The sequence below is a fragment of the Ilyobacter sp. genome (genome assembly GCF_041583315.1).
In the GTDB taxonomy this organism is placed as follows: domain Bacteria; phylum Fusobacteriota; class Fusobacteriia; order Fusobacteriales; family Fusobacteriaceae; genus Ilyobacter.
In genome coordinates this window covers 1-3684 of record NZ_JBFHGC010000292.1, presented here as the reverse complement: position 1 = coordinate 3684, position 3684 = coordinate 1, and the positions used below count along the sequence as shown (strand labels likewise).

Genomic DNA, 3684 nt, shown 5'->3' with positions numbered 1-3684 from the left:
CCTTATAATCGGTGGACTTAAAAAGCCTCTATCTAAATAATAAGATTCTATAAAATATGAAAGCCGTGGCTCTAGCCACGGCTTTTATATTTTTGTAAAGGTTAATCCCCTAAATAACAATTTTCAAAATCTCTACAGCTAATTTGTTTTTATACTTTTAGCCACCAGAACACCTGTAGAACAGGCAGCCTGTATGTTGAATCCACCTGTATCTCCGTCAATGTCAAGAAGCTCTCCTGCAAAATAAAGTCCTTTTACAAGCTTTGACTCCATAGTCTTTTGATTTACCTCTTTTAGGGAGATTCCGCCTGCAGTTGCCATGGCAATGTCAAAATTACCAAGCCTGGAAATTACAAATTCATGTCTTGAAAGCCTGTTTATGAGAAGTATTCTATCTGACTTGGAAAGTTCTCCGAGTTTTATATCTTCTTTTATATCAAGAATCTTGAATATTTTTTTTAAAAATCTTTCAGGAACATTGTATCCAGAAAGGAATTTTTTTATGCTCTGCTTCCCGTTTTTTTCTGAACTCTCAATAAGTTCCTCTGAAATAACATCTGATTCCTTCCCTATAAAGTTTATATAAAGTGTATCTCCTTTTGAAAAATATCTTGAAAAATCAATTATTCCAGGTCCGCTGAGGTTTGTATGGGTCAGAAGGACATCTCCATGATGCTCTTTCAGTTTCTTCCCGTCTCTGTAGAGCTCTATTTTGACGTTTTTAAAAGAGATCCCAGAAAGGTCGGCATAAAGATAATCATGAACGTATACAGTAGTCAGAGCCGGTTTTGGAGCCTCTATACTATGCCCAAACATCTGGGAGAGCCTGTAGCCGTCTCCCTCTGATCCTGTAGCAGGATATGACTTCCCTCCTGTGGATATAAGAAGGTTCTTCCCGGAAAATATCTCACTGTCTGTTTTGACCTTGAAAACTTCATCTTCTTTCTTTGCTGACTCCACTTTGCTGTTTGTAAATATATCTACTTTGAGTTTCTTCAGCTCTTTTATCAAAAGGTTCAGTACATCTGTGGATTTCATGGTTTCCGGAAATATTTTACCGCTTTCCAAAACCTGCATTTTCAGACCTTTAGATTCTATAAAATCCACCAAATCTTTTGGTTTATAGTTATAGAGAGCAGTTTTTAAAAATTTCCCGTGATCACCGTATCTATTTAAAAAATAATTTATTTCACCTTCATGGGTTATATTACATTTTCCAGAACCTGCTACCAGTATTTTTTTACCTATATTGTTTTTTTTCTCAATAATGGCTACACTCATATTTTTTTTTGCTGCATATATAGAAGCAAAAATCCCAGCCGGTCCCCCTCCTACTACAATTAAGTCATATATTTTCAATTTTGACCTCCGATTATAAAATGTTCAGATGAAATTATACCTTTTTAACGAAAAAAATTCAATATTATTAGGTCACGCTATAATAGATTTGTCCATTCCTCTTTTATACCTATCAAATAAAAACGGGCTCGAGCCTTTTATTTAAAAAGACCCGAACCCGATAAATTTTATTTCAGATTATCTTAACTATGTGTTAATCGTTTAATTTGAGGACAGATACAAAGGCTTCCTGAGGAATTTCTACGTTTCCTATCTGCTTCATTCTCTTTTTACCCTCTTTTTGTTTTTCCAGAAGTTTTTTCTTTCTGGAAATATCTCCACCATAACATTTTGCAGTTACATTTTTTCTGAATGCTCTGATAGTTTCTCTGGCTATTATTTTGGCCCCTAGTGCTGCCTGTATAGGTATCTCAAACTGCTGTCTAGGAATGATCTCTTTTAACTTTTCACATATAGCCCTTCCTCTAGAAGATGCGTGGTCTGTATGAGATATAAAGGAGAAAGCATCTACAGGGTTTCCAGATACAAGTATATCCACTTTTACAAGCTTTGACTCTTTATATCCTATCATCTCGTATTCAAAAGATGCGTAACCTCTGGTTCTGGATTTCAGTTTATCATAAAAATCTATCACTATTTCTGCCAAAGGAAGTTCATAAGTTATCATAGCTCTGTTTTCGTCAATATAATTCATATCAATGAAAATCCCTCTTTTTTCCTGGCAAAGTTCCATTACGTTACCTACATAATCTTTAGGTACAAGAATATTACCTTTTATAAAAGGCTCTTCTACAGATTTTTTTCCACTTCCTGATTCAGGGAATTCACAAGGGTTATCTATTGTGTAAGAACTCCCGTTTTCCATATGAACTCTGTATTCAACCGATGGAGAAGTAGAGATAAGATCTATATCATATTCTCTTCTGAGTCTTTCTACAATGATCTCCATGTGAAGCAGTCCTAGGAATCCGCATCTGAAACCAAATCCAAGTGCCAATGAAGTCTCTGGTACAAAAGAAAGAGAAGCATCATTTAGCTGAAGTTTTTCAAGGGCATCTCTTAAATCAGAATAATCATCTGTAGATAATGGGTACAGTCCTGCATAAACCATTGACTGAGCAGGTCTATATCCCTGCAAAGGCTCTGCACAAGGTCTTTTAGCATGGGTAACAGTATCTCCCACCTGAGTATCCTGTATAGTCTTTACTCCTGTAATTATATATCCAACAGAACCTGAGCTCAACTCTCCTGTAGATCTCATCACTGGAGAGAAGACACCGCATTCTAATATCTCAAACTCTTTTCCTGTGGACCATATTTTTATTTTGTCGCCTTTTTTGATGCATCCGTCGAGAACTCTTACATAAGTAATTACCCCTCTGTAGTCATCGAAATGCGAGTCGAAAATAAGGGCTTTCAGAGGTCCTTCCTCTTCGTGCTCAGGAGCAGGTATTCTCTCCACTATAGCTTCTAGAAGCTCCTCTATACCTATTCCTGCCTTTGCAGAAGTAAGAACAGCATCGTCAGCAGGTAGCCCTATGACATCCTCTATCTCCTGTTTTACCTTGTCCACATCAGCTGCAGGAAGATCTATTTTGTTGATTACAGGTACTACTTCCAGATCATTTTCAAGAGCCAGATATACATTGGCAAGTGTCTGGGCTTCTACACCCTGGGCAGCATCTACCACAAGAATAGCTCCCTCACAGGCGGCCAGAGATCTGGAAACCTCATAGATAAAATCTACGTGTCCCGGTGTATCTATTAGATTCAGTTCATATCTGTTTCCGTCTTTTGCATCATAATAAAGGGTAACAGCCTGAGCCTTTATTGTAATTCCTTTTTCTCTCTCAAGTTCCATAGAGTCTAAGACTTGAGCCTTCATATCACGTTCTGATACAGTACCAGTTACCTGGAGTAATCTGTCGGCAATAGTTGATTTACCGTGATCTATATGTGCAATTATCGAAAAATTTCTCTTAAATTTTTGTAACACCTTGATTCCTCCTATTAAAATCTAAATTCTCACACCATATTATAAAGGAAACTATGGAAAAATGCAACTAAAAGTAAAGGCCAAAACCTTTACTAAAACCACCAACAGAGTTTCACAAGACAATTCCACCTTGAATTTGAAGTTATCAGTTCTCTTTTAGATTTAAAAGGTTTATTTTTGAAATAAATGTTGATTTTTGATATGTATTAGATTATAATACTAATACCAGTTATGAATATGGCAATGATGTGTCTTGGCCGCAGTTTTTAATTCCCCATTATAAACTAAAAAGACTTTGCCATAAGTTTTTACCCCAAAAAAAGAGCCCT

Annotated in this window: 2 protein-coding genes; both read right to left on the bottom strand. The window is 36.3% G+C overall.

Annotated elements, in window-relative coordinates:
• Window positions 1-138: 138 nt before the first annotated feature.
• Window positions 139-1359 (bottom strand): NAD(P)/FAD-dependent oxidoreductase, encoded by a 1221-nt coding sequence (locus ABZA26_RS10105; RefSeq protein ID WP_372714399.1) that lies wholly within the window; start codon window positions 1357-1359, stop codon window positions 139-141.
• A 193-nt stretch (window positions 1360-1552) separates the two neighbouring features.
• Window positions 1553-3355: a translation elongation factor 4 gene (gene lepA, locus ABZA26_RS10100; protein WP_372714398.1), complete on the bottom strand. Its 1803-nt coding sequence runs from the start codon at window positions 3353-3355 to the stop codon at window positions 1553-1555.
• Between the last annotated feature and the right edge of the window lie 329 nt (window positions 3356-3684).